Raw genomic sequence first — 25,728 nt, 5'->3', positions numbered from 1 at the left:
TTATGGGAAAAGTATATACCAGAAGAGAACGTGTCGAGACTGCACTGAACCACCGGGAGCCGGACCGGGTTCCCTGTGATATGACCATTGCGCCGCCGGCGTACATGGAGCTGTGCGAATATCTGCATGTGCCCTTTGAGCCGTATTGGTGGGATGACTGTAATCACGCATTTGCATCTGCGGAGGTATTGGAAAAGCTGGATATTGACATCATGCATTTTTCTGCAAATGCATTTGTGCCGAAGAATTTTTCCATCGAACAGGATGAATTCCGGGACCAGTGGGGCGTTCTCAGAAAGAAAATCTGGGATACAGAGACGGATTTTATGTACATCAATGGAGATGCGCCTCTGGCAGGAATCGAGGATGTAGCGGACGTCTATGCCTATCACTGGCCAGAACCGGAGGAACTCTATGACCCGGATTTGGCGGTGCCGCTGGTGAGGAGTCTTTATAAGGAGACAGACTTTGCCCTTACCTGCCAGGTGGGTGGACATCTTTTTGAGATGGGACAGTTCCTGTTAGGCTTTGAAGATTATCTGGCATACCTCTATACAGAACCGGAAATCGTGGAAGCCATCATGGATAAAACAAGGGAAATCCAGATGAAAGTAGAGACTATGGTGATGGATACCATAGGAGAGTATCTCTCTTATGTCCGACTGAACGGGGAAGATGTGGGGACTCAGAACGGTCCTCTGATTAATCCTGCATATTACGAACAGGTGGTAAAACCCCGCCATGAAATAGAATGGAACCATGTGAAACGGGAATTTCGGAAACACAATCCCCAGGGGAAACTCTCAATCCATACCTGCGGCGGTGTCTATCCTTTTATTCAGCATTTTATAGATGCAGGAGCAGATATCTTAAATCCGATCCAGCCGTCGGCAGCGGGGATGGATACAGCTCTGATCGGACGGGAATTCGGCAGCCGCCTTTGCTTCCATGGTGGAATAGACAGCGTAAACGTACTGGCTTTAGGAAATGAGGAGGATGTCAGGAAAGAAGTAAAAAAGAGAATCCGTGATCTGGGACAGGGCGGAGGATATCTGTGCGCTCCATCCCATAACATACAGGGCGGCGTGCCCATGAAAAATGTGATCGCCATGTATGAAGCGATTCATGAATATGGAAAATATCCGCTTAGTTAAGCGGCAGAAAGGACGGTGTAAATGGACGATAAGATTCTTATGGGGTTTGACTTCGGCACAAACGGTGTGAAGGCCCTGGCATACAGTGTCAGGATGGAAAAAGTGATGATAACGGCTTATAAGAGTTATCCTGTGATAACCCCTTATAAAAATCAGACGGAACATGATCCGAAAGAGTGGTGGAGTGCATTTGTATGGTGTGTCGGCAAGCTTTTGGCAGAGGGCGCTTTTCAAAAGGAACAGGTTTCGGCTCTTTGTGTCAGTAGCCACACGCCGACTCTTACACCTGTAAAAGAGGACGGAGAGCCTTTGATGAACGGCATGATATGGGCCGACGGAAGGGCTGTGGAGGAGAGTCTGGAACTTCAGAGAGATTACGGAAAAGAGATCGCTTCTGTGAATCCGGCCTCGATTCGTCCCTATCATATTGTCTCAAAACTCTTCTGGTTTAAAAAATATAAGAGAGAATTGTATGACAGGACAGCCATGTTTCTGGACTGCAGTAACTACATTACATACAGGCTTACTTCCCGCTTTACCATTGACCGATCTATGGCTACGAACTATCATTTCTATAACATTTTTGAAAAAAAATGGGATGAAAGGCTGGCAGAAAAACTGCAGATCGATCTGAGGCGTTTCCCGAAAGTCTGCGACTGTCATGAGGTGATTGGACATTTAACAAATGAAGCCGCTGAAGAACTGGGACTGCCAAAACAGACTATGGTGGCAGCAGGAGCTTCGGATACGGCAGTGGCAACACTGAGCGCAGGAATCTTCAGCAGAAATCAAATGGCCTATTCCTGCGGGACAGGGAGCAGCGTGGTCATGCTCCAGGAATGTGGGGAAAGAGAGCAGTATAAGACAGATGACAGGCTCATCACGATCGGATATGCGGATAAGGATTATATGATGAATATAGGAGTCATGTCCAATACGGGCGGAGCTTTTAAATGGATGAAAGAGGCTGTCTGTGATATGGAGACTTTGTGTGCAGTGACCCTTCATAAGGATGTCTTTACAGTCATGAGCGATTATGTGACGGAGGCCCCGATCGGGGCGAATGGAATTGTTTTTCTGCCGTATCTGGCAGGTGAATTATCTCCAATCTATAACCCCAATGCAAGGGGGGTATTCTTCGGATTGTCAGGGACTTCCACGAAAAAAGAAATGCTCAGGGCCGTGATGGAGGGGACCTGCTATGCGGTTAGGCAGAACGTGGATATTGTCCTTGATGCCCAGGGGATGAGGCCGGATGAGGTTCGGGAAATCGTCGCCACAGGCGGTCCGTGCAAGAGCAGTGCCTGGATGCAGATGCTGAGTGACATCCTGGGGATTCCTGTGACCATACAGGAAAACACAGAGGGGGCAGCTATGGGAGATGTGGTGGTGGCAGGCTGCGCGGCAGGTGTGTTTTCGAGCCTGAAAGAAGGGGCAGAGAAGATGAAGACCATCGGACGGACGTATCTGCCTGATGCTCATAAACAAAGACAGTATGAGATAAATTATCAGACCTTCTGTGAGCTGCAGAAATGCCTGCTTCCCTGCTTTGATTCACATATGCAGAGGCAGGAAAGCAGAGAGATGAGAACCGAAGGAGGAAATATATGAAAATCGTATGCATTGGTGACCTGCTGCTTCCACCGGAAATGATGGAAAAAGGAATAGAAGGCTTTGTCCGTTATGATGAGAAAAAATTCTTTTATTTCGGGCCAAAGTCTCATGAAGAGATGCGGGTCTATATCAAGAACATGGAGACGACAGGGTCCCGCTGCGTGCCTGTACCGGATAAGATCATGAGAGAGATCAGAGATGCGGATGTGATACAGACGCATCAATGCCCCATACCCTCCCAGGTCTTTGAGGAGGCTGAATGTCTGAAGCTACTGCTGACAAACAGAGGCGGAATTGAGAATATCGACCTGGAGGCAGCTACAAAGGCAGGGATACCTGTCATTGCCAATCCGGCGCACAATGCCAACGCCGTGGCAGAGATGACGATTGGACTGATGATCGCAGAGACCAGAAATATCGGCCGCTGTCATGCCTCCATGCAGGCACACCACCGTTGGTTGGAAACCTTCCCCAACTTCGGAAGAATCCATGAGATGAAAGGCAGGACAGTAGGAATTATCGGATTCGGCACCATCGGCCGGACGGTCGCAAGGCTTCTGGCAGCGTTCCAGGTAAAGCTGCTGGTATATGATCCTTATGTGAAGGAAGCTGAAGTGCTGGAGGCGGGGGGAGAAGCAGTCAGTCTGGAAGAACTGTTAAAACGCAGTGATATCGTCTCCATGCATGCAAGAGTTTCTGAGACATCAAGGGGCATGATGGGAAGAGAGCAGTTCAGGATGATGAAAGAAACAGCAGTTTTTATCAATACAGCCAGGTCTCCTCTGGTTGATATGGATGCCCTTTATGAGGCACTGAAGGAACGGTGGATCACAGGGGCAGCCATTGACAATTATGAGGTGGAGCCGGTACCTATGGACAGCCCACTTTTTGAATTGGATAATCTGACATTCAGTTGTCATAAAAGCGGAGATACAGTGGAGGCTTTTGCTGACAGTCCTGCCATGGTTCTCGGACAGGCAGAACGGTATTTTGCGGGGGAGATGCCAAGATTTCTTATGAACCCGGAAGTCCTGAAAGGATCAAGGTGATGGGATGCTTTTTTTAGGGATTGATGTGGGTACCCAGGGAGCCAGAGGTATTATATGTGATGAACAGGGCCAAGTCTTTGCACAGGGGACATGCAACTTTTGGGAGCTGAATACAAGCAGGAGAGAGGGCTGGTATGAACAGGCCCCTGCTATGTGGTGGGATGCGGCCGGAACGGTTATAAAAAAGTGTGTGGATGCACTTAAGAGGACGGGCAGAAAGCCGACGGAAATACGCGCCGTCACGGTAGACGGTACTTCTGGTACAATCGTGCTTTTAGACGAAGAGAAGCATCCTCTCAGGAATGCGTTGATGTATAATGATATGCGCGCGGCTGTCCAGGCGGAGAAGATACACGAACATGCCGGTGAGCTGGAAAAGAAAATGGGTTATGTATTCAACGCATCCTTTGCCCTGCCGAAGATCCTGTGGATAAAAGAGCAGGAGCCATATGTGTATGAGAAGGCAGAATACATGGTGCATCAGTCAGACTATATCGTAGGCAGGCTTACAGGTGAATATGGAATCACGGATTACTCCAATGCGCTGAAAAGCGGGTTTGACCTGAAAGAAGAAGTCTGGCCGGAACTGCTTGAGGTGCTGGGGCTTGACCGGCGCATATTTCCATCGGTGATTCCCCCGGGGCAGGTCATAGGAAATATCACAAAAGAGGCTGCGGAGGAATTTGGGTTTTCACCGGATACCGTGGTTGCTGCCGGAGCGACAGATGGTTATGTGTCCGCAGTCTCTACAGGAGCAGTCAAAAGAGGAGATTGGGCTTCCATCATCGGAACGACCATGGTCTTAAAAGGAGTCACAAAAGAACTATTCGTCGATGCGGGGGGAAGCAGTTATTCACACAAACTGCCCTCCGGGGACTGGATGTTTGGAGGCGCCTCCAATATTGGGGGAAGGTGTCTGAATGATTTTTTTGAAAAAGAAGAGTTTGAGATGTGGAACCGGGGAGTTATGGACGTGATTCCCACGCAGGTCATCAGTTATCCTCTGCATGGCAGAGGGGAACGTTTTCCATTTCTGGACCCGGAGGCCCGGGCATTTGTCCTAGGAGATATTTCCGATCCGCAGATTCATTATGCTGCGCTCATGGAAGGTGTGGCCTACGCTGAACGGCTGGCCTTTGAACATATGCAGGAGTGCGGCGCCTGTGTGGGACAGGAGATCTTTACAACAGGCGGGGCCTGCAGATCATCGGAGTGGCTGCGTATACGGGCAAGTGTACTGGACAGGATGCTGAAAGTGCCGGAGAATACGGGGGCGGCTATGGGATGTGCGATTTTAGCGGCATCGGCTTCCTGCTACCATGATTTACCGGAGGCAGCAGGGCACATGATTTCTTACCGGGACATCATTGAGCCGGTGTACGGGCTTACCTCTCTATATGATGAGCTTTATCAGTGTGCATTTGAGGCGTATCAAGAGAGATATCAGCTTGGAAAAGGATGAACAGCGAAGGAGTGTTACATGAGTATTTATAAAGACTGCGATATACGGGGGATATACGGAGAGGAATTTGATGAAAAGGATGCTTACCTCATCGGCAGAGCAGTCGGGACCCTGCAGAGGGGAAAGCGGCTGGCGGTGGGAGGGGATATCCGCCTGTCAACACCGGTTTTGAAGGCCTCTCTTATGCGGGGACTGATGGAAACGGGCATCCATGTGATAGATGTAGGCTGTGTGACCACACCTATGTTTTATTACGCTCTGGACGCAGCGGAATTTGGAACCGAAGCGCCGCAGGGAGGAATCATGGTCACAGCATCCCACAACCCGGCACGGTATAATGGATTTAAAATGATGTTCGGGAATTTCCCGGTGACGTCGGAAGAAATCAAAAAGGTGGAGAATCTGGTGCACCTGAGAGACTTCTTAACAGGGAACGGCTCATATGAAACAAGAAATGTGGAGAAAAACTACGCGGCTTTCATAGAAAGAAACTGCAGAAAGGGAAGTCTGAAGATAGTCCTGGACTGCTGTGATGGCGCCACCAGTAAAATTGTACCACAGATCATGGAAACGATGGGGTATGAGGTGAGCCGGCTTTACTGCGGATACGACGGAAATTTTCCGAACAGGAACCCCAATCCCGCAGAGTATAACTGCCTTGCAGATGTCTGTAAGAAAGTTCTGGAAACAGGGGCAGATTTGGGAGCCGCTTATGACGGAGACGGGGACAGAGTTGTCTTTATTGACAACAGGGGGCATTATCTGACCAGTGAGAAAAGCTTTGCCGTTTTTATCCGTCAGTATTTGAAAGGAGGCCCCGGTTCATTTGTATATGATCAGAAAAGCGCCTCCCTGGTGAAGAATACCATATTGGCTTACGGTGGGATGCCTGTGATGGAGCGGAGCGGATACGGATTCATCAAGCAGCGTTTTTTAAAGGAACGGGCACTGGCAGCAGGGGAGATCAGCGGACATTTTTTCTTCCGGGAAATCGGCAGAGATGACGGCCTTTACGCAACACTGAAAATGTGCGAAATCCTGGAGGAGGAAGGCAGGAGCCTGGCAGAGATGGCAGAAGAGTTTCCGGATTCCATCATCACACCGGATCTGAGGGTCTTCTGCCCCTATGAGGAACAGGAAAAATGGCTGGATAAGGCGGCAGAGATGGGAGAATGCTATCCTGTGAGCAGAATGGACGGTGTGCGTATTGAATTTGCAGACGGCTGGTTCCTGCTCAGAAAATCTGTAACGGAACAGGCCATGACGTACCGGATTGAGGCGGCAGATGCGGAGGCTTTTGAGCGGATAAGAGGAATTGTGAAGGCGGCAGTGCCGGAGTTAAAGGAATCTCTGCTGAATCTGGCAAAGGGATAAGGAAAACGGAAAAAGGAGACTATGCTGCCGGGGAATATGGATATATTCCCCGGCAATGCAGTCTCCGTTTTTTGTGTCCTTATATTTTGGAAAGTATTTCAGCCCCCATCACAATCTCCGGACTAACGCATTCCCCGTCCTCCTGCACACATAAGAATATACTCTTCCGCCCAAGAAATGGCTGCAGATTCTTTTTTGTCCTCTCCTCATCCAGCACCACCGCGCCTGCGGCTGATCCTGTACCGAGCAGGCAGATTACCAGCTTAGACCTGGCGTGGAAGCGTTTCAGGGTATCTGTAAGGGTGTCCAGGGATTTATTTCCGGGCAGGGATTCATAGTTTTCCAACCCTCTCCCAAGCTGCAGCATGGAAATTGGCACCACCTGGTTTACAAGCACCTCGTTCTCCTTCCAGTGCAGAAGGTTGAGCCGGACATTCTGAAAGACATGGCTATGGGAGCGGAGCACAGCGGCAATCTCTTTTGTCATGGATACGGCACATTCTTTGGAAAGCGCATAATCCAACACAAAGGTCATTTCCAGAATACCGCCTGTATAGTTATGGGGAACATGAAGCACACGTTCCACTGCATTTTTAAAATTTTTCCGGAATATCAGATTCATTTTCACAAGACCTCCCGTGCAGTTTTATGATACAGTCCGGCATGGAGATCATCCGGACAGCCAGACACTATTATACTACATTTCCTGCAGCCTGCAAGCTATATATAGATTCCATACGCCATACCGGGTCATTGCTGTCTCATTTTATAAATACCCTTGTTGTATTTATATATTACCCATCGCACATCATCTGTTAGATATCAGAGTTCTGAATTACCTGGAAAGTAAGGACACATGTCGAATTTCCGGATTTACCTATAGATTATATGGCTGTCTTTCAAATTATCTGTAAAACAAGCAGAAGACATGGTCTGGTTCTTGAAGATTACCTATAAAAACTAAAGTTTTTTAATGAATTATCTGCAGAACAAGAAGAAATCATTGTCGGGCGCCCTAAGATTACCTACGAAAGCTAAAGACATCCTTCAAATTATTTGTAAAACAGACAGAAACCATTGCCAGGAGTCCTAAGATTACCTATAAAAACTAAAGCTTTTTAATGAATTATCTGCAAAACAAGAAGAAATCATTGTCGGGCGCCCTAAGATTACCTACGAAAGCTAAAGACATCCTTCGAATTATCTGTAAAACAGGCGGAAACTATTGTCGGGCGCCCTAAGATTACCTACGAAAGCTAAAGACATCCTTCGAATTATCTGTAAAACAGACAGAAACCATTGCCAGGAGTCCTAAGATTACCTATAAAAACTAAAGCTTTTTAATGAATTATCTGCAAAACAAGAAGAAACCATTGTCGGGCGCCCTAAGATTACCTACGAAAGCTAAAGACATCCTTCGAATTATCTGTAAAACAGGCGGAAACTATTGCCAGGAGTCCTAAGATTACTTATAAAAACTAAAAATTTTAATAAATTATCTGTAAAACAAGAAGAAAGTATTGTCAGATGCCCTAAAATCACCTACGAAAACCAAAGATTTCTCTAAAATTAGCCGTAAAGTGGGGAGAACTTGCTGCCAGGCGCTTAAGACTATATACGATAATAAGAGATTTAGATTCCTTTCAATTTGTCTATAGAGCAAGAAAAATCAGAGTCATCCCTCGCAGCTGCCCCTCCCATGTCATGCTATCATGCAGCCCCGCCTACGGCCATTTTCCCGTCCCCATTTTCCCGTCCCTGCGAATAAAAACATTGCGGTTTTCTACCCCGTCCCTTATAATAAAAAAGAAGAAAATAAATTGCTAACCGTTCAGCCGTATCTGTACATTTACTGTGCTGAACTTGTATAAATCAGCGGCAACACCAGTAAAAATACTGACTGCACACAGAAAGGTCTTATTGCTGCCATGAAAAGTTTTAAAGAAGAGAAATGTGAAATCTACCTTTGGGGAGAGGAGATAAAAGAACCGGTTCCTGTTATCTGGTGCCACATTTTTTCCCGGGAGGAAGGGGAGAAGATATGGCAGCAGATCACGAGGCCGTGTGTCCTTGCGGGCGTTTCGGGAAGAGACTGGAACGGTGATTTTTCTCCCTGGAAGGCAGAGAAGGCTTTTGCAAAGAGCACGGATTTTACAGGCGGAGCCGGGGAATATCTGCGGTATTTTGAGCAGGAGCTTCTTCCCCGGGCGGAACAGAATCTTACGTTTGAAGTGAAGGACAGAGGAATCGTGGGATATTCCATGGCCGGATTATTCGCCGTGTATGCCATGTACCATTCGGACAAGTTCAACAGAATCGGCACCATGTCCGGTTCCCTCTGGTTTGATGGCTGGGCAGATTATGCCATGTCCCACAGTATGAAAGCCGAAAATCCATTGATCTATATATCTCTTGGCAGCAGGGAGCATAAAGTCCGCAATGTGAGAATGGCTTCCGTAAAAGTGTGCACAGAACGTCTGGCTGCCCACTGGGGGAAATTTTGTCCGGTTATCTGTGAGAGTAATCCGGGCGGTCATTTTGATGACCCGGAGGGACGCGTGGCAAGAGGGATTTCCCGACTTTTGGCTTATGGGGGAAAATCTCCCACAGAGTGTGACGTACAGCCGGCCAAAGAAATTTTCAAACACATTCTGTAAAGTCCATAAACAGAAATACATAAGACAGAGAGGTTTTATACATGGAGAGAGAAGTTCTTGCAGAGGACTTAAAGAAATTATATAAAGCGGGAGATATGGTGAAGGCTGACTGCGGAGGCTGCCAGGGATGTTCCGAGTGCTGCCGGGGCATGGGGGACTCCATTAAACTGGACCCCCTTGATGTCTACAGGCTGGAGACAAACCTGGGCCTCACTTTTGAAGACCTGATGAACAGCCACATAGAACTGCATGTGGCAGAGGGCAGTATTCTGCCGAATCTGCGGATGACAGGAGCAAAAGAAAAGTGTACCTTCTTAGATGAAAATGGAAGATGTAAGGTCCATGCCTTCCGTCCGGGGCTCTGCCGGTTATTTCCCTTGGGGAGATATTATGAGGAAAAAGGTTTTTTCTATTACCTGCAGAATCAGGAATGCCCGAAGAAAAATAAGACTAAAATAAAAGTGAGCAAATGGCTGGATGTGCCGGATTTGAAAAACTATGAAGATTTTGCTGCCAAATGGCATTTTCTTTTGAAAGACATCCGGAATCTTCTGGAAGAAAAAGAGGAAGAGCAGCTCACGAAAGATCTGAACATGTATGTCCTGAATCTTTTTTATACACAGCCGTTTGAAAGCGGAAGAGACTTCTATGTACAGTTTGAGGAGCGCCTGGGACAGATGAGGAAGCTGCTGTCAGTGCTCAGGCAGGACTGATGCCTCCCGGAAGAAATGCTGTGTACCGTATGGGAGCTCCCGGAGCCTGGCTGCTGCCGGGCTTTTTCCGACTCTCCCGCAAAGTAAGAGAACCGAAAACCGTGATCGCATAAAATTCAGGGAGGGATGTCAGCATGAATGATGAGCTTCAAAAATGGATACCAACAGACGAGGTGGCAGGTTTTCAGGTATGCCCGGGGCTGTACGGCAACTACGGTGCCACAGTTTTACAGACTGCCGTTAACTTTACCGTGCATTCAAAGGGTGCGGCGTTCTGTGAGCTGCTGCTTTTTCACAGGACAGAGGAGGAACCGTATGCGGTTCTCAGGTTTCCGGAGCATTTTAAGATCGGTGACGTGTACTCCATGATGGTGTTCGGTCTGGATATCGGAGAATTTGAGTATGCTTACCGGCTGGGCGGTGTCTGGGACAGGGAACAGGGCCTTCTCTTTGATGAGAACCACATACTCCTTGACCCCTATGCAAAGGCAGTGACAGGCCAGAGTGTATGGGGCAAAAAGGTGAATGAAAAAGGATATCGGGCCAGAGTTGTGAGAAATGATTTTTTCTGGGGAAAAGAGCGGCAGCCAAAGGTTCCCATGGATGAGCTGATCATTTATGAGATGCACGTCCGCGGATTTACGAAGATGGCAGAAGATGTTGAGCACCCGGGAACATTTGCAGGCATTAAGGAGAAAATCCCCTATCTGAAGGATCTGGGAGTTAATGCAGTGGAGCTTATGCCCATCTTTGAGTTTGATGAGCTGCGGGAGCGGAGAATGGTGAATGACCGGCAGGTCATCAATTACTGGGGCTATAATACCGTGGCATTTTTTGCCCCCAACACCAGTTATGCGGCCTCAAAAGAGTACAACCGGGAGGGAATGGAGTTAAAGGACCTGGTGCTGGCGCTCCATGAAAACGGAATAGAGGTCATTCTGGATGTGGTGTTTAACCACACGGCTGAAGGAAACGAGGAGGGGCCTTTTATATCGTTTAAAGGATTTGACAACAACATTTACTATCTTTTGACGCCGGACGGCCATTATTATAATTTCAGCGGCTGCGGCAATACACTGAACTGCAATCACCCGGTGGTGAGGAGAATGATTCAGGAATGCCTCAGATACTGGGTTTCCGATTACCATATTGACGGTTTCCGGTTTGACCTGGCGTCGATTCTGGGGCGGAACGAAGACGGTTCACCCATGGAACGGCCGCCTCTTGTGGAGTCTCTGGCCTATGATTCCCTGTTAAGCGGCACCAGGCTGATTGCGGAGGCATGGGATGCAGGAGGACTATACCAGGTGGGGCAGTTTCCGGCCTTCTGCCGCTGGTCAGAGTGGAACGGAAAGTACAGGGATGACCTGCGGGAGTATCTGAAGGGCGGACTCTGGTCAGCCCAGGCGGCTGCCATGCGCATCGCAGGTTCTACGGACATTTACAAGCCCAAGATACGGGGGAAAAATGCCTCCGTTAATTTCCTGACTTGTCATGACGGCTTTACACTCTATGACCTGTATTCCTATAACTGGAAACACAATGAGGCCAACGGATGGGAAAACCGGGACGGTTCCGATGATAACAGGAGCTGGAACTGCGGGGAGGAGGGAGAGACAGATGACCCTCAGGTCAATGCGCTGAGAATGCGTCTGATCAAGAATGCCTGCGCAGTCCTCATGTGCAGCAGAGGGACGCCTATGTTCTACGCAGGGGATGAATTCTGCAACACCCAGTATGGGAATAACAATGCCTACTGCCAGGACAACGAGATATCCTGGATTGACTGGAGCAGGCTTGAGACACACAGAGATGTGTATGAATTCTTCCGGTTCATGATACATTTCAGGAAGAGCCATAAGAGCATCAGCGGCAATCTGGGCAGCAACCGCTTCGGCCTTCCGGAGATCAGCTTCCACGGGGAAAATCCCTGGGTGGAGAATTTCGGGCAGGAGGCAAAGGTTACGGCAGTGATGTTCACAGGCTATGATGAGGATAACGGCAGGGATGACATTGTCTATCTCCTGGTGAATGCCTTCTGGGAACCTGTTTCAGTCAGACTGCCTGAGCTTCCGCGGCCCCTGCTGTGGCATGTATCCGTGAATACCGGAGAGATCGGTTCGGAGTGGAAAAAACAGCCTGTCCGCCTGGACAGTGACAGTATACTTGCCGGCCCCAGGAGTGTCATAGTCCTGACCGGGTGTGAGTTCTGTTCGGTTTACGAAAGAAATCAATAAGGAGACGCAATATGAGATATATAAAACCCGGCTATTATGACGATTTTGTCTGTATTGCCGGAGCTTGTCCGGCTACCTGCTGCGCCGGATGGCAGATTGTCATTGATGAGGAGTCACTGCAGACCTATGGAAATGTGCAGGGAGAGTTTGGCAGAAGGCTCAGAAATTCCATTGACTGGATGGAGGGATGCTTTTATCAGTATGACAGGCGCTGTGCGTTTTTAAACGAGGAAAACCTCTGTGACCTTTACAGGGAACTGGGCCCGAAGGGGCTATGTGCCACCTGCAGCATGTATCCCAGGCATGTGGAGGAATTTGAGGATCTGCGGGAACTTTCCCTTACGCTGTCCTGTCCCGAAGCTGCCAGAATGATTCTTTCCTGCAGGGAGAAGGCGGAATTTATCACCTGGGAGACAGAGGAGGAAGATGAGTTTGAGGACTTTGATTTTTTCCTTTTTACCCTGCTTTCGGATGCCAGGGATGTGATATTTCAAATCCTTACAGATAGGGAAAAGGACCTGCGGATCCGGATGCGGGAGGTGCTTTTTCTTGCGGAGGATTTCCAGGCATGCATAGACCGGGAAGAATTTTTCGCCATAGATCAGGTGATTGAAAAATACCGCCATCCCACCGGTGCAGAGATAGAAAAGGAAGGGCGGTACGCCAGAAGAAAGCAGGAATTTTCCGTGTTCCGGAAATTGGAGCGGCTTAGGAGCGAGTGGGGCACCCTGCTTTCGGATGCCTGGAAGAATCTCTATGAAAACGGGGAGGAGCATTATCTGGATCTGTGCGGGGAATTTGAACGCAGCTTTGGGTATGAGAGCAGCGTACGCGGGGAGTGGGAACGGATGGGAGAACAGCTTATGGTGTTCTTTGTATATACCTATTTCTGCGGTGCGGTGTACGACGATGCTGTCTATTCCAAGATGGCTCTGGCTGTATTTTCCACGGAATGGATTCAGGAATTTGTTATGCTGGTATGGCTGAAAAAGGGGAAAAAGCTGGAATTTCAGGATGTGGTGGAGACTGCGTACCGATATGCCAGGGAGGTGGAACACTCTGACATGAATCTGGAAGTGCTGGAGAGATGGCTGGAGGAACATAAGACTTGAATAAGACCGGGAGGAAGACAGAAAATACTATGAGATTTTATCTTGCGCCAATGGAAGGAATTACAGGATATATCTACCGCAATGCCCTGTATTCATGTTATAATAACATAGATAAATATTTTACCCCGTTTATCATGCCGAACCGGAACCGCTGTTTTAATTCCAGGGAGTTAAAGGATGTCCTGCCGGAAAATAACCGGGGAATGTACACAGTGCCCCAGATTCTTTCAAACAACGCAGAGGATTTTGTGAAGACAGCTCTGGAACTGCAGAGTATGGGATACGAGGAGGTCAATCTGAATCTGGGATGCCCTTCCCGGACCGTTGTGACGAAAATGAGAGGCGCGGGATTCCTGGGAGAGCAGAAGCTGCTGGAAAAATTTCTTGATGAGATTTTTGATACACTGGATCTGAAGCTTTCCGTTAAGACGAGAATCGGTATGGAGGATGCAGAAGAGTTTTACGAGCTGATAGAGATTTACAACAAATATCCCATGGAGGAGCTGATCATTCACCCGAGACTGCAGACAGATTATTATAAAAACAAACCGAATCTGGATGTTTTTGCAGATGCCCTGTCCCTGAGCAGGAACAGGGTCTGCTATAACGGGGATATTTTTACGAAGAAAGACTATGAGGCATTTACAGCACGGTTTCCCCAGGTGGAGACAGTGATGCTTGGCAGGGGAATGCTCACAGACCCGGACCTTGCGGGACATATTACGAAGGGCACACTGCCGGATAAAGAGAAATTTCGGGAATTTCACAACATCCTCTGTACTGAATATGAGAAAGTCATGTCAGGAGACAGAAATGTGCTGTTTAAGATGAAAGAACTCTGGTTCTACATGATACATATGTTTCCCGACAGCGCGAAATACGCAAAGAAAATAAAAAAGGCCCAGCATCTGAATGAATACAGGGCAGCAGTGGATGCCCTCTTTTGCGACAGAGAACTGCGGATGCCGGGCGGAAATGAGGGATGACTATGAAATTGAGACTGCAGCAGGCGATACAGGAAAATGAGTATTATTTCAGAGGGTTTGTCCGCATGGCAGACCTGGCAGAACTTTTCAGGGAATATCCTTTTGAGGAGGAGACACTGGAGAAGGCTGCCATACACAGACGCAGTATGGAGCATGGCATATCTTCCTTTACCGTTACGCTTCGCGCCATGCCGGATACGGGCCGGACGACAGAGGGGGAAGACCTGTTTTTTGAAGATGCCATGTGGGAGATTCGGGATGGAAAAAGCAGAGTGGCCGCTTTGAGCAGAATGACAGAGGAGGAACTGGACGGTCACGAGGCAGAGGTTAAGATTTTTCTTCTCACAAAGGAAAAAATGGAAAACATGGAGCAGAACCGTTTCTGACAGAATAAACAAAAGAAAAATGTGAAATACGCCTAGTTGTACAAGGAAATATGAGCGGAGGAAAGAGTATGGTACATGTATGACGAAAAAAAGGAAACATACACGGGCAGAGCAGACACTGTGGGTGTTTGCGGTATTGGCAGTTTTTCTTGCAGTGGCAGTGCTGAATTATAATCAGAAGACAAGCCGCAGGGTGAACGAAGAGATTCACGCGACCCTGGAAAGTTATGCGCAGCAGCAGGCGGATCATGTGAGAACTGTACTTTCCGGCCAGTTTGATTCCCTGGGCGCCTTTGCCAGTTATCTGGGGCAGGCAGGGATGGAGGATACAGAGACCTTCCTGAACGCAGCCGATGCCATCCGGCAGACCCAGGAGTTTTATCGCATTACCATGGCGGATTTGAATGGAAACGGAATGACCAATGAGGGAATACAGAGGAACATCAAAAATCTGAAAGAGTTCCAGGCAGCTGTGAAAGGGGAACAGACGATCTCAGAGCCGTTTATCTCCAGTATCGAAGACGGATACCTCTGTGTTCTGCTGGCTGTTCCCATCAAAAATCCTCAGGGGGAGATCACAGGCGTGCTCTGCGGCTCTTATACGGCAGAACAGTTCGGGACCCTGTTCCTGCATGACAATTTTGAGCGAAATGATGCCAGTGTTCTCATCAACGGACAGGGAGACGTCATAGTGGCCTCCAAAGATGAGGAGATGGTGGTAGGGGATAAGAGCCTGGAAAACATATATGAAAAGACAAAGAACGAAGCCTTTCTGGACGGTCATTCCGTGGAGGATATGCAGCAGGCAGCCAAGAACCAAGAGAAACTGGTATCCCTTATACAGGAAGGGGAACAGGAGTATTATGTGACACAGACACCCTTCGGATATAACGGATGGACACTTTTATCTGCCATGAAGCGGGGGGAGGTGGATTCCTCCTATGCCTTTGTCAGAACTTATGCAGCGAGGCTCAATATTGCCTTCGCAGTCTCTTTTCTGCTTGGTTTTCTGCTGATCTTTTATCTCTTCAGAACAGAGCGGAAGGCTTTGCGGGCACAGACACAGAAGCTTCTGGAGGAGAAGGAAAAGCTGGAAGTCTCGGAGGAGAGATTCCGGCTTTTGGCCAGGGATTCCGATGTGCTGGTATTTGAACTCAACAATTTGGACCATACACTGGAGTTCAACGAAAATTTTGAGAAGATACTCGGCATAAAGCCGGATTACCAGTCATTTCTGGACGGGAAATGGGTGTATCCGGATGATGTCACCGCCTTTTCCAGGATACTGCCTCAGTTCAGCAGCAAAAAAGGGGTTATGACGCGGAACATTCGTTTCTGTAACTTTGCAGGCGTCTATATCTGGTTTTCAGTGCTCACCAGTATCTTTGCGGATGACAGAGGAAGAGTTGTGCGCATTCTGGGCAAAATGATGAACATAGATGAAAATATGAGGGAAAAAGAGGCACTCAGGCTGCGTGCCGAGACAGATTCCATGACAGGACTTTATAACAAAATGGCCACAGAGGAACTTGTCACCCATGCCCTCAGAAAATACAAAGGCAGTGTCTGTGCGCTCCTTATTGTGGATATGGACAACTTAAAACGTATCAATGACACGCTGGGGCATACCCAGGGGGACAGGGCGATCGTCCGCTTTGCGGATGCTCTGCAGAGGACATTCCGTTCCACGGATATTGTGGGCAGAATCGGCGGAGATGAATTTATGGTCTTTCTCATCAATGTGCAGAGCAGCCATCAGCTCATCCTCATCCTGGATGCCATTGTAAAGAAGTGGGATTCCCTCTATACAGGGGAAAAGGATGACTATCCGGTACACGGCAGCATCGGAGCTGTTATGACTAATGGCAGCGAGAATTTCCACGAGCTGTACCGCAGGGCGGATACGGCTCTCTACAAAGCAAAACGGAGCGGAAAGGGCGGATATGCCCTCTATGCCCCTGAAACAGAAGAGAAAGAATAATACAGGCGCCGCAGATTCACATCCTATCTGCGGCGCCTGTGTTTTAACTTTCCTGCTTTTTCCTGCTGTCAAAATAGATAAAATGGTCGACAGCATCCAGGATATCCCTGAAGTCCTCCCTGGGAGCCAGATCTATATAGCGTTTCAGAAGTTCCTGTTCCTTCTCTTTGTAAGGTCCGTAGAAGATGTCAAAGAGATTATGGCCCCGCATATAGATCTTAAATTCCTCCATATGGTTTTTCAGGTCTTCTTCTGTCTGTATCTCAAATCCGAGCTCCTCTGTCAGATGGCGCCCGCTCTTTATTTTATAGAGATAGGCTTTCCATTTTTCCAGGAGGATTCTGTAAAAATCTTCTTCCTTTTCCAGCACGCCGATCTGAACCATGACAGCGGGGTTGAGAAAATAGTTCTCAAAAGAATAGTATTTGAGGATCAGCACATTTTTCGGGGTGACTCTCGGGAGATGGTCCACATCCTCCAGATTCCTGGCCTCATAGTAGCGGCAGAGCTGTGCAGCCAGCTCTGTCCTGTTTTTGCCGTCTCCGTCGCGTATCATGAGGAACTGGTCACGGAGATAGATCTGGTTCATATATTTCAGGTTGGCATATGTCTTGATGTTGGTGCAGCTATTGGTGGTGATGATGGCGATTCTGGACAGTCTGCCGTCCGGGGCGGTGATCTCCGAGTAATATTTCCGGAGAAGCAGGGGGAGTCGGCTTTTATCCTGTTTGCCTTCCACAATGAAGACAAAGCTGACATTCATAAGGTCGCTGGCATTGAAACCCAGATCATCCAGTATCCGGTTCATATCAGTCCGCTCCCGTAAAATGGTATAATACTGTTCGTCCAGCACAACCTGCCGTATCTGGTGGCTGCTGAAGTTAAAGATCATGTCCGGCGAGTGGGTGGAGAACAGGATCTGATTCTTTTTGGACAGACGGTACAAAATTTCCCCGGCTTTTTTCTGCAGTTCCGGGTGAAGGAACGTCTCAGGGTCCTTGACCAGGATCACACTGGGAATCCTGTTGTTGTCCTGGGTGTAAGCCTCCAGAAGAGAGAGCATATAGATGCTGCGCATACCTTCTCCCATATGTTCCACCGGGGTGTATGTGCTGCGCTTGGTGTTGTAGGCTTCTGCCGTAACGGAGCACATTTCGTCGATGTTGCAGCGCATGGTGTAGCGAATCTCATCAAATCCGCCGTTTCTGTGGAAACTGGTATTGACACGCCTTGCAAAGTCCGTCAGATTCATCTGACAGAGTTTGTATTCCAGAAGCTTTGCGGTCTCAAAGGCGGTCAGATCCTCCGGGCGTTTCTGGTTGATCAGGCCGATGCACTGGAAACAGCGGCTGCAGTGCTTGCTGCTCTCGAACAGGCAGACATCAAGGCGCATTCTCTTTAACTGTTCATCCTCCTCAAAGGCCAGCAGATCTTTCTGAAGCTGCTCCAGCCGTCTGTCGGTTCCGATGTAGTAAATCTGGGGCAGTACCTGACGGATATATTTGTTGTGCTTTTCGCGGCCGTCGCTCAGGCGTTCCTGTCCCAGCACATTGACTGTGTAGGTAAAGGTCAGACTTCCGTTTTGGTAGGAGGGGAGCTTTTTGCAGAAATCCTCATACCAGGCAGTATATCTGCGGTACACGCTCACGCGTCCGTGGTGGTGCAGCATCTGCAGGTCTTCCCTGGAGATGGACAGAGTCATGGTAATCTCTATCCTCTGCTTTTTTTCATTAAAGTCACATTCACGTATCCGGTAAGAGCCGCTCACCGCCCGGACAGCATCCAGAACGGAGGTTTTTCCCGTATTGTTCTTCCCCACCAGAATCAGGGCGTTTTCAATGTTCCGAATCTCCATATCCCGTATGTATTTAAAATTCCTGATGTGAAGGCTGCTGATCTGCATAATAAAGTCTCCTTTTGGTTACTGTTCACGGCCAATGTCACGGGAGATGTTTTCCCCAAGGGGATGCTGCGCGATGCGAAGCAAAATCCCGAGTTAGCCAGCGCCAAAATGCAATTTATTGCATTTTGTGTGCGTCTGCCCGTCTCTCTATTGCTATAAATCCATTCTATCACGGGAGGAGGGGTTCTGAAAGAGGTTTTCTTTTATTTTCTTTACGCATTTGCCGGACTCTGCTAGAATAAAAAAGACAGATAGAGGAAAGCACGAGCATGCACAGGGATGAGCAAATGGAAAAGATATGGAGTAAAACGGCAGAGAGAGACTGCAGTCTGTCAGACTTTCTGCTTCACGATATGGAACTTACAAAGCGGCAGATAAAACAGGCAAAGTTCAGGAAGGACGGAATCCGGGTAAACAGTAACAGGGCGAGAGTTACCCATGAACTGAAAGCCGGGGATAAAGTGGAAGTAAAGTTGGAGGAGGCGCACACAGGCTCCTCCCAACTGGTGCCGGGAAAGGGAGTACCGGATATTTTGTATGAGGATGAGGATCTGCTCTGTGTGAACAAACCGGCAGGTCTTGTGGTGCACCCCTCCCATGGGCATTACGCGGATTCCCTTTCCAATATGCTGGCCTTTTATTTCCGGGAAAAAGGAGTGCAGGCCAGGGTCAGAAGCGTGGGGCGGCTTGACAAGGACACCTCAGGCATTGTGGTGTTTGCCTTAAACCAGGCGGCTGCAGGGAGACTGGCAAAGCAGAAACAGCAGGGGGCATTTGAAAAAAAGTATCTGGCCCTTGTGGAGGGCGTTCCCAAAATGGATGAGGGGATCATTACGGAGAAGATAGACAAAGCGGAGGGAGAACTGATGCGCATGTGTGTCTCCCCTCAGGGAAAGACCGCGGTGACCAGATACCGCGTTGTGGAAAAAATGAGGGACTGTGCTCTGGTACATCTCTGCCTTGCAACAGGGCGCACGCACCAGATCCGGGTGCATATGGCCTGGATAGGGCATCCCCTTTTGGGGGACCGTCTGTACGGAGGAAATACGGAGCACATGAAGCGGGCTGCCCTGCATGCCTTCCGGGTGACACTTATCCAGCCCTTTACCAAAGAGGAGATACGGATACAGGCTGCCTTTCCCGACGATATGCAGAAGTGCCTTGAGGCAAAGAGGAGTGAGATAAAATGAGTGTTACGGTGGAAGACCTGTTAAAGCTGCCCTCCCTTGGAGGTGCCAAAGTGGCAGCGGGGAAGTCAGGACTTAAAAAAGTGGTCACATCCATTTCTGTCCTGGAATACGCCAATCCCCAGATGCTGAATGATGACCTGTTCCCCGGCGATTTTTACGGCGGTGAGATTGCCATTACGGGATTTATCAACGCAAGGGAGGATGTCCCGCTGCAGCTTGCCACCATACGGAGGCTATATGAGGGCGGGGAAGTGGGGCTGATCTTATACTATGTGGGAATTTTCTTAAAGGACATTGCTCCTGAGGTTGCGGCCCTTGCGGACGAACTGGGCTTTGTCCTTATCTGTATGCCGAAAAACCGCATGGACCTGCGCTACAGTGAGGTGATCACAGAGGTTATGCATGCCATAATCAGTGAGCAGAAGCGGGATACCTATCTTGTGGGGGAGATGTTAGAGCGGTTCGGTTATCTTCCCGAGAGCCAGAGAACCGTGGAATCTGTGGTCAGGATGCTGAGTGACAGGCTGCGCTGTTCCCTCTTTTTAGTTGACAGCCGCTTCCGCCCTGTGAATCTGGCTGTGTGGCCTCAGGCGGGAGAATCCTCTATGGAGGAGCTGGAGCAGTTTTACGGCGGGGAGGCACCGGGCGCGTCAAAGGAGATGGAGCGGCTTCCCTCCGGGCGCTGGGTGTTCTGCGCGCCGGTGAAAGACGCTGACAATGCGGGGCTTACTCTTTTCCTTGTCCGTGAGGACAAAAAACTGCATGCCCAGCTCTGCCTGCAGGCCGCTGAGGCGGTAAGGCTGTTCATCGGTGTCTGGAGCAGAGGATACGGCAATGTGGGAACCGGAGAGCTTTTGAAAGCCATCTTAAATGATGAACCGGTGAAAATGCGCAGGCTTGCGGAAATATTCCGGATCGATGTGAAATCCATTCACCACATGCTCCTCCTTCTGCCCAGGAAAAAGAAGGAAGAGCGGAATCTGGAAAGGAAGGTGAGGCATGCAAGCACATTTCTGGAACAGTATTATGATATCTGCATAGCGGGCATCCATCAGGGAAAGGGCGTTGTCTTTACCGGACAGGAGCGCACCAGAATGGAGCAGGAACAGATTCTGGAGGTTTTCTATGAGGAGGGGGACAAAGAGATGCGCCTCATAAGCTGCCCCGGGCTTGAAAATACGGCACAGGTGCGCAGCGCTTTTCTTCTTTGCACAGAATACGCGGAGGAGGCGGGCTGCATCTTTCCCTGCCGCCATATTCTGACGGGGAGTGAGCTGGAGTTTGCAGGCGCCTGCAGGCAGATTCTGGACGCAGGGGAGAAAGCAATACTGGAGAAGACCGCCTGTCTGAAAGGGCTGGAAGAGCAGGACGAGGAGCTTTATAAGACACTGGAAACTTTTCTTCTGGATGCAGACAGCAATATTGCCCGCACGGCTGACCTGTTATATGTACATAAAAATACCATCAAATACCGGGTGGGAAAGCTCCACGAGTTCTTCCGCTTCAGAATACAGAAAATGCCGGAAGCGGGGCGTCTCTATGAGGCGGCAGCAGTTCTGCGCCTGCTCCGGGACTCTTCTTTGTCCAAAAGGACAAAAGAGAGCGGGGAAGTTTAACCCAATCCATAATTACAACGGCAGAAAAAGCGTTTATAATAGAAAAAAACAAAACGCGCGGCAGGAGATACCTGTGCCGCTGGATTGGAGATGGGATTTTGAGAAAAATAGGATTGGAAGAGATTGAGGATATCGCCATGGGTGCTGCCCTTTTAGGCGCGGGCGGCGGCGGAGACCCCTACATAGGAAAGCTGGTGGCTATGGGAGCGGTGAGGGAATGCGGCCCGGTCACACTGTTAGACCCCGGGGAGGTGCCGGATGACGCGCTGGTCGTGCCCATTGCCATGATGGGAGCCCCCACCATACTGGGAGAAAAGGGGATCGGCGGCAAAGAGTACCGGGTGCTCTATGATATGGTTTCCAAGTTTTTCGGAAAAGAAGTCTATGCTTTTATGCCCATTGAGGCAGGTGGGGTGAACAGTATGCTTCCCATCGCGGCCTCCGCCAGAATGGGGCTTCCCATGGTGGACGCGGACGGTATGGGACGGGCTTTTCCGGAACTGCAGATGGTGACATTTACCATGGGCGGCATGAGCGCCAGCCCTATGGCTCTCACAGATGAGAAAGGAAATTCCGCCATTTTCAATACGATCACCAACAAATGGACAGAAGAACTGGCCCGGTCCGTGACCATGAGCTGCGGCGGTTCTGTTTCTGTGGCCCTGTACTGTATGAGCGGCGCGGAGCTTAAAAAATATGCTGTGAAGCATATCGTCACCAGAAGCCAGAGGCTGGGGGAGGCGATCCGCTGCGTAAAAGATATGGAGCAGGGGAGTCCGGAGGAAAATTTCCTGCGGTTTTCAGAGGGCTTCAAACTCTTTAAAGGAAAGATCGGCGATGTGCTCCGGGAGACCAGGGGGGCATTCAACTTCGGAAAGGTGTGCCTGGAAGGGATTGGGGAATACAGAGGCAGACAGGCCTATGTGGAATTCCAGAATGAGAACCTGACAGCAGTGGTGGACGGGGAAATCCTGGCTACCGTGCCGGACCTTATCTGCCTTGTGGACACGGAAACTTTTGCTCCGGTCACCACAGATGCGCTGAAATACGGCAAGAGAGTCATGCTGGTGGGGCTGAAATGCTTTGAAATGTGGAGAAGCCAGGCCGGACTGGAGCTGGTGGGACCGCGGTATTTCGGCTGCGATACGGATTATATTCCACTGGAAGAACGCTGCAAAGGAGGACGCACAGATGTATAAGCTGGGAATAGATGTGGGCGGAACCAATACGGATGCGGTTCTGATCAATGAGGATTTACAGGTAAAGGCAGAAATCAAGCATCCCACTTCGGAGGATATCTACGACGGCATTGTGTGTGCCGTGCGTGAGATCTTACAGGTCTCCGGTGTGAATAAAGAAGAGATATCCATGGCTATGCTGGGAACTACCCAGTGTACCAATGCCATTGTGGAGAGAAAGCATCTGGCGCCTATCGGCATTCTGCGCATCGGAGCGCCGGCCACACTGGGGATTCCCCCTATGGTGGACTGGGCAGAGGATATCAGGGCCATTGCTAAGTCCGTGGCAGTCATAGGCGGCGGATTTGAGTATGACGGAAAGGAACTGGCTCCTTTTGATGAGGAGGCAGCAGCAGAATTTTTCCGAAAGATAAAGGGAAAAGTGGAGTCTGTAGCCATTTCCTGCGTGTTTTCCACTGTGCGCAATGACCATGAACTGCGGGCGGCGCAGATCTGCAGGGAGATCATGGGGCCTGATGTCCGCATTTCCATATCCAGCGAGATTGGTTCCATGGGTCTTATTGAGAGGGAAAATGCCACGATCTTAAACGCGGCGCTCTGCAGAGTGGCGGAGCGGTTTACCGATGGGTTTGCCAGAAGCCTGAAGGAGGAGGGCGTGACTGGCGCAGCACTCTATTTGTCCCAGAACGACGGTACCCTGATGACCATGGATTACGCCAAAAGGTATCCGATCCTCACAGTGGCCTGCGGACCCACCAACTCCATCCGTGGTGCCAGTTATTTGAGCCGGATCCAGAATGCGGTGGTGATCGATGTGGGCGGTACGACCACGGATTTAGGCGTTATCCAGAACGGATTTCCGCGGGAATCCAGTGTTGCCGTGACCATCGGAGGCGTGCGGACCAACTTCCGTATGCCGGATGTATTTTCCATCGGCCTTGGCGGCGGTTCTGTCGTACATGAGAAAGAGGACGGCACGGTGACGGTAGGGCCTGACAGTGTGGGGTACCGCATTACGGAAAAGGCCCTTGTGTTCGGCGGTGATGTGATGACAGCCACGGATATTGCCGTGCGGCTTGGAATGGCCGAGATCGGAGACAGGGAGAAGGTATCCCATATTGACCCGGATTTTGCGAAAAAAGCTATGGATGTCATCAAAGAAATGGTGGAGGAAGGCATTGATGCCATGAAGGTATCCAGTCAGGATGTGGAGGTCATCATGGTTGGCGGCGGCTCCATCATTCTTCCAAAGGAGCTGGAGGGAACCAGCCGCAGTGTAAACCCGGAACATGCCCAGACAGCCAATGCCATCGGCTCTGCCATCTCTAAAGTGAGCGGAACCTATGAAAAGCTTCTGGACTTTGATGTGGTTCCCAGAGAGGAGGCGCTTGCACAGGCCAGGAAAGAGGCCATAGCCATGGCTGTGGATGCGGGCGCCGTAAAGGAGACTGTGGAGATCATTGATGTGGAGGATGTCCCTCTTGCCTACTATCCGGGAAATACCAACCGGGTGAAAATAAAGGCGGCAGGAGATCTGGGTTAGAGCTTCTGTACCTGTGAGCATTCTTTCATAATGCGTATAAAACTGCGCAGCACCGGATTATTCTGGAGGGTTTTGTAATAAAGTCCAAAGGAGGCCGGTGCTGCATTTTTTACGGGAATATAACAGAGTTCCCCGCTTCTCATGAGAGGCATGTCCGGCAGAATGGTAAAGCCCAGGCCGGCCTTTACAAAAGCCAGAGCACACTCTATATTTTCACAGAAAAACATCTGGGAGGGAGGCCGTGTGCTGATGAGGCTTCCCTGCATTTCCGTGATCACGGGGGAGGATTTGTGAGGATCGCAGAGAACCAGGCGGCCTTCGTGCAGTTCATCCATGGAGACGGTATCTTTTTTGGCCAGGGCGTGGTCATCTGCTGTCACGCACACTACAGGCGCTTTGATCAGTTCCACATAAGTGCCTGTTTTTTTCTTTTCTTTATCCTCCCCGAAGCCCAGCATCACATCCAGGGTTTCCTCCTGCAGCAGGTTTCGCAGGGCCTGAGAGGGGACCATCTTAATGTCAGGATGCACCTGGGGATATGCCTTGGTCAGCCGCCGCAGCGCCTCCGGGAGCATAGTCAGTTCAAAAGAGCTGTGGCATCCTATGATAAAAGGCTGTATCTGATCTTCAAAATGTCCGGCAAGTCTGTTTTTGGCCTGGGCTGTCTTTGCCAGGATATCCCTGGCGTATCCGAGAAAAACCCATCCCGGGGACGTGAGCTCCACTGTCCTGGTGGTCCGCTTGAACAGTTTGACATCCAGTTCGGTTTCCAAAGAATTGATCTGATGGGTTACGGCGGGCTGTGTTATATGAAGCTGTTCGGCGGCTCTGGCAAAGTTCAGATTCTCCGCCACTGCCATATAGCATTCTAATTGTACGGTATTCATAAAATTCCTTTCTCTGCAGACATTTCCCGTGTTACAGACCGGACAGATGTGTCTGCGTGTACCGGTCCGGCGGGCTGTGCTTCTTATAATAAAAAGAATCCAGATATATTAATTAATATACTTTATTAATGATAACATTTTTCTAATTCACATACAAGGAAAAATGGTGTAAAACTAGTTTGTAAGGAAACAGTCAGCAAGCGAACTTGTTTCAGATAAGGAGACAAAATATGCAGAAGGTAAAGGACGAAAATGTGATGCGTCTGCTGAAAAAGCTGAATCTGACTATGGAGTCCATAGGTAATTCCATGATGGTCAGGCACGGGATGTCTGCGGCTCAGTGCAATGTGCTGTGCTACCTGACAGACCATGCGGACCAGGATATCTGCGCCAGGGATCTTCATATCTCCCTGGGGCTGTCAAAAGCCAGCGTGTCATCTCTCCTGAAAAAGCTGAAAAATGCCGGATACATAGGTTTTGTGCCGGACCCTGCGGATGAGAGACTGAAACATATCCGTCTTACAGAGAGGGCAGATGAACTGAAAGGAGAGATCGATCAGGGGTTTCGTGACCTGGAGGAATGTATGTACCGGGGTTTTACAGAGGGAGAAAAACAGCTTTTGACGGAACTGCTGGGACGAATGCTGAGTAATTTAAAGCAATAA

At 49.4% G+C, this 25,728-nt stretch carries 20 protein-coding genes; 17 read left to right on the top strand and 3 right to left on the bottom strand.

Translation table 11 applies throughout. The annotated features are described in order from the left end of the window. Nucleotides 1-2: 2 nt before the first annotated feature. The 5 genes from WMO65_RS12125 to WMO65_RS12105 are packed head-to-tail and all read left to right on the top strand — an operon-like array spanning nt 3 to nt 6,653. Nucleotides 3-1,154: a uroporphyrinogen decarboxylase family protein gene (locus WMO65_RS12125; RefSeq protein WP_187370527.1), complete on the top strand. Its 1,152-nt coding sequence runs from the start codon at nt 3-5 to the stop codon at nt 1,152-1,154. A 21-nt stretch (nt 1,155-1,175) separates the two neighbouring features. Then, complete coding sequence (locus WMO65_RS12120) at nt 1,176-2,765, top strand: xylulokinase (RefSeq protein WP_148391594.1); 1,590 nt, start codon at nt 1,176-1,178, stop codon at nt 2,763-2,765. After that, entirely contained in the window at nt 2,762-3,817 is a 1,056-nt protein-coding gene (locus WMO65_RS12115) for a 2-hydroxyacid dehydrogenase (protein ID WP_148391592.1), read from the top strand. The genes WMO65_RS12120 and WMO65_RS12115 overlap by 4 nt, the downstream gene beginning before the upstream one ends. A gap of 4 nt (nt 3,818-3,821) precedes the next feature. Continuing rightward, complete coding sequence (locus WMO65_RS12110) at nt 3,822-5,279, top strand: FGGY-family carbohydrate kinase (RefSeq protein WP_148391591.1); 1,458 nt, start codon at nt 3,822-3,824, stop codon at nt 5,277-5,279. Nucleotides 5,280-5,297: 18 nt separating this feature from the next. Beyond that, nucleotides 5,298-6,653, top strand: a complete 1,356-nt coding sequence (locus tag WMO65_RS12105) for a phosphomannomutase/phosphoglucomutase (protein WP_033140516.1) — start codon at nt 5,298-5,300, stop codon at nt 6,651-6,653. A 79-nt stretch (nt 6,654-6,732) separates the two neighbouring features. Here WMO65_RS12105 and WMO65_RS12100 read toward each other — a convergent pair whose 3' ends face one another. Further along, the gene (locus WMO65_RS12100) at nt 6,733-7,275 is read right to left on the bottom strand and encodes a hypothetical protein (protein WP_148391589.1); all 543 of its coding nucleotides are present in this window, start codon (nt 7,273-7,275) and stop codon (nt 6,733-6,735) included. A gap of 1,306 nt (nt 7,276-8,581) precedes the next feature. On the opposite strand from WMO65_RS12100, the gene WMO65_RS12095 reads away from it, so the two are divergent. The 7 genes from WMO65_RS12095 to WMO65_RS12065 all read left to right on the top strand — a co-directional run bounded on the left by WMO65_RS12095 (nt 8,582) and on the right by WMO65_RS12065 (nt 16,725). Continuing rightward, nucleotides 8,582-9,310: an alpha/beta hydrolase gene (locus WMO65_RS12095; protein ID WP_148391588.1), complete on the top strand. Its 729-nt coding sequence runs from the start codon at nt 8,582-8,584 to the stop codon at nt 9,308-9,310. A gap of 41 nt (nt 9,311-9,351) precedes the next feature. Further along, nucleotides 9,352-10,023: a YkgJ family cysteine cluster protein gene (locus tag WMO65_RS12090; protein ID WP_033140514.1), complete on the top strand. Its 672-nt coding sequence runs from the start codon at nt 9,352-9,354 to the stop codon at nt 10,021-10,023. Nucleotides 10,024-10,157: 134 nt separating this feature from the next. Then, complete coding sequence (gene glgX / locus WMO65_RS12085) at nt 10,158-12,260, top strand: glycogen debranching protein GlgX (RefSeq protein ID WP_033140513.1); 2,103 nt, start codon at nt 10,158-10,160, stop codon at nt 12,258-12,260. Between the two features lie 11 nt (nt 12,261-12,271). Further along, complete coding sequence (gene fliB / locus WMO65_RS12080; protein ID WP_033140512.1) at nt 12,272-13,372, top strand: flagellin lysine-N-methylase; 1,101 nt, start codon at nt 12,272-12,274, stop codon at nt 13,370-13,372. Nucleotides 13,373-13,401: 29 nt separating this feature from the next. After that, a complete protein-coding gene (locus WMO65_RS12075; protein ID WP_148391587.1) occupies nt 13,402-14,358 on the top strand; it encodes a tRNA dihydrouridine synthase in 957 nt (318 codons plus the stop codon). A gap of 2 nt (nt 14,359-14,360) precedes the next feature. Next, nucleotides 14,361-14,744 (top strand): hypothetical protein, encoded by a 384-nt coding sequence (locus WMO65_RS12070; RefSeq protein WP_033140511.1) that lies wholly within the window; start codon nt 14,361-14,363, stop codon nt 14,742-14,744. 79 nt (nt 14,745-14,823) lie between these two features. Then, nucleotides 14,824-16,725: a sensor domain-containing diguanylate cyclase gene (locus WMO65_RS12065; protein ID WP_103733032.1), complete on the top strand. Its 1,902-nt coding sequence runs from the start codon at nt 14,824-14,826 to the stop codon at nt 16,723-16,725. Between the two features lie 43 nt (nt 16,726-16,768). Here the strand turns inward: WMO65_RS12065 and WMO65_RS12060 are convergent, their stop codons facing one another. Next, on the bottom strand, nt 16,769-18,628 hold the full coding sequence (locus tag WMO65_RS12060; RefSeq protein WP_033140509.1) for an ATP-dependent nuclease: 1,860 nt from the start codon (nt 18,626-18,628) through the stop codon (nt 16,769-16,771). A gap of 287 nt (nt 18,629-18,915) precedes the next feature. On the opposite strand from WMO65_RS12060, the gene WMO65_RS12055 reads away from it, so the two are divergent. The 4 genes from WMO65_RS12055 to WMO65_RS12040 all read left to right on the top strand — a co-directional run bounded on the left by WMO65_RS12055 (nt 18,916) and on the right by WMO65_RS12040 (nt 24,176). Further along, entirely contained in the window at nt 18,916-19,818 is a 903-nt protein-coding gene (locus WMO65_RS12055) for an RluA family pseudouridine synthase (RefSeq protein ID WP_187370526.1), read from the top strand. Beyond that, nucleotides 19,815-21,434 carry a PucR family transcriptional regulator gene (locus tag WMO65_RS12050; RefSeq protein WP_148391585.1) on the top strand — a complete coding sequence of 540 codons (1,620 nt, stop codon included), beginning with the start codon at nt 19,815-19,817 and terminating at the stop codon, nt 21,432-21,434. The genes WMO65_RS12055 and WMO65_RS12050 overlap by 4 nt, the downstream gene beginning before the upstream one ends. A 98-nt stretch (nt 21,435-21,532) precedes the next feature. Continuing rightward, entirely contained in the window at nt 21,533-22,633 is a 1,101-nt protein-coding gene (locus WMO65_RS12045; RefSeq protein WP_148391584.1) for an S-methyl thiohydantoin desulfurase family protein, read from the top strand. Further along, nucleotides 22,626-24,176, top strand: a complete 1,551-nt coding sequence (locus WMO65_RS12040; RefSeq protein WP_148391583.1) for a hydantoinase/oxoprolinase N-terminal domain-containing protein — start codon at nt 22,626-22,628, stop codon at nt 24,174-24,176. Before WMO65_RS12045 ends, WMO65_RS12040 begins: the two co-directional genes overlap by 8 nt. Here WMO65_RS12040 and WMO65_RS12035 read toward each other — a convergent pair. Next, a complete protein-coding gene (locus tag WMO65_RS12035) occupies nt 24,173-25,063 on the bottom strand; it encodes a LysR family transcriptional regulator (protein ID WP_033140619.1) in 891 nt (296 codons plus the stop codon). The two genes, WMO65_RS12040 and WMO65_RS12035, sit on opposite strands and share 4 nt — an antisense overlap. A gap of 230 nt (nt 25,064-25,293) precedes the next feature. On the opposite strand from WMO65_RS12035, the gene WMO65_RS12030 reads away from it, so the two are divergent. Further along, nucleotides 25,294-25,728: a MarR family winged helix-turn-helix transcriptional regulator gene (locus WMO65_RS12030; protein WP_148391582.1), complete on the top strand. Its 435-nt coding sequence runs from the start codon at nt 25,294-25,296 to the stop codon at nt 25,726-25,728.

This window comes from Blautia caccae (assembly GCF_040095955.1).
GTDB lineage: Bacteria > Bacillota > Clostridia > Lachnospirales > Lachnospiraceae > Blautia > Blautia celeris.
This window is presented reverse-complemented; position numbering and strand designations above follow the sequence as displayed.

Bases quoted from the DNA above. Each gene is read 5' to 3' on its own strand.
- WMO65_RS12125 (WP_187370527.1), top strand. From the start codon at position 3: ATGGGAAAAGTATATACCAGAAGAGAACGTGTCGAGACTGCACTGAAC.
- WMO65_RS12120 (WP_148391594.1), top strand. From the start codon at position 1,176: ATGGACGATAAGATTCTTATGGGGTTTGACTTCGGCACAAACGGTGTG.
- WMO65_RS12115 (WP_148391592.1), top strand. From the start codon at position 2,762: ATGAAAATCGTATGCATTGGTGACCTGCTGCTTCCACCGGAAATGATG.
- WMO65_RS12110 (WP_148391591.1), top strand. From the start codon at position 3,822: ATGCTTTTTTTAGGGATTGATGTGGGTACCCAGGGAGCCAGAGGTATT.
- WMO65_RS12105 (WP_033140516.1), top strand. From the start codon at position 5,298: ATGAGTATTTATAAAGACTGCGATATACGGGGGATATACGGAGAGGAA.
- WMO65_RS12100 (WP_148391589.1), bottom strand. From the start codon at position 7,275: ATGAATCTGATATTCCGGAAAAATTTTAAAAATGCAGTGGAACGTGTG.
- WMO65_RS12095 (WP_148391588.1), top strand. From the start codon at position 8,582: ATGAAAAGTTTTAAAGAAGAGAAATGTGAAATCTACCTTTGGGGAGAG.
- WMO65_RS12090 (WP_033140514.1), top strand. From the start codon at position 9,352: ATGGAGAGAGAAGTTCTTGCAGAGGACTTAAAGAAATTATATAAAGCG.
- glgX (WP_033140513.1), top strand. From the start codon at position 10,158: ATGAATGATGAGCTTCAAAAATGGATACCAACAGACGAGGTGGCAGGT.
- fliB (WP_033140512.1), top strand. From the start codon at position 12,272: ATGAGATATATAAAACCCGGCTATTATGACGATTTTGTCTGTATTGCC.
- WMO65_RS12075 (WP_148391587.1), top strand. From the start codon at position 13,402: ATGAGATTTTATCTTGCGCCAATGGAAGGAATTACAGGATATATCTAC.
- WMO65_RS12070 (WP_033140511.1), top strand. From the start codon at position 14,361: ATGAAATTGAGACTGCAGCAGGCGATACAGGAAAATGAGTATTATTTC.
- WMO65_RS12065 (WP_103733032.1), top strand. From the start codon at position 14,824: ATGACGAAAAAAAGGAAACATACACGGGCAGAGCAGACACTGTGGGTG.
- WMO65_RS12060 (WP_033140509.1), bottom strand. From the start codon at position 18,628: ATGCAGATCAGCAGCCTTCACATCAGGAATTTTAAATACATACGGGAT.
- WMO65_RS12055 (WP_187370526.1), top strand. From the start codon at position 18,916: ATGGAAAAGATATGGAGTAAAACGGCAGAGAGAGACTGCAGTCTGTCA.
- WMO65_RS12050 (WP_148391585.1), top strand. From the start codon at position 19,815: ATGAGTGTTACGGTGGAAGACCTGTTAAAGCTGCCCTCCCTTGGAGGT.
- WMO65_RS12040 (WP_148391583.1), top strand. From the start codon at position 22,626: ATGTATAAGCTGGGAATAGATGTGGGCGGAACCAATACGGATGCGGTT.
- WMO65_RS12035 (WP_033140619.1), bottom strand. From the start codon at position 25,063: ATGAATACCGTACAATTAGAATGCTATATGGCAGTGGCGGAGAATCTG.
- WMO65_RS12030 (WP_148391582.1), top strand. From the start codon at position 25,294: ATGCAGAAGGTAAAGGACGAAAATGTGATGCGTCTGCTGAAAAAGCTG.